Source organism: Flavobacterium sp. CFBP9031, assembly GCF_034044945.1.
Classification (GTDB): Bacteria; Bacteroidota; Bacteroidia; order Flavobacteriales; family Flavobacteriaceae; genus Flavobacterium.
In genome coordinates, this window is sequence record NZ_JAXCWF010000033.1 from 1 (window position 1) to 285 (window position 285).

Annotated in this window: 1 protein-coding gene; it reads right to left on the reverse strand. The window is 31.2% G+C overall.

Annotated elements, in window-relative coordinates:
• Positions 1–129: TIGR04149 family rSAM-modified RiPP (locus SOM12_RS24110; protein ID WP_320495887.1), on the reverse strand; the 129-nt coding region annotated here is incomplete at its 3' end.
• Positions 130–285 lie beyond the last annotated feature (156 nt).

Genomic DNA, 285 nt, shown 5'->3' on the forward strand with positions numbered 1-285 from the left:
GCCCGTTTTTTTAGGCTCGTTTTGATTATTTGGATCAATTGGATCGTCACCTCCTTTAATTGTTTTTAGCTCTTTTCTAGAGATTGCTTCTAATTGAAATTTTTCGAATGTTAATTTGCTATTTTTCATGACTTTATTTTTTTGGATTAGTTTTTAGAGTTTTTTTCTATTGTTTATGGATTCCCGTTTCCGCCAGTTTTTTTAGGCTCGTTTTGATTATTTGGATCAATTGGATCGTCACCTCCTTTAATTGTTTTTAGCTCTTTTCTAGAGATTGCTTCTAAT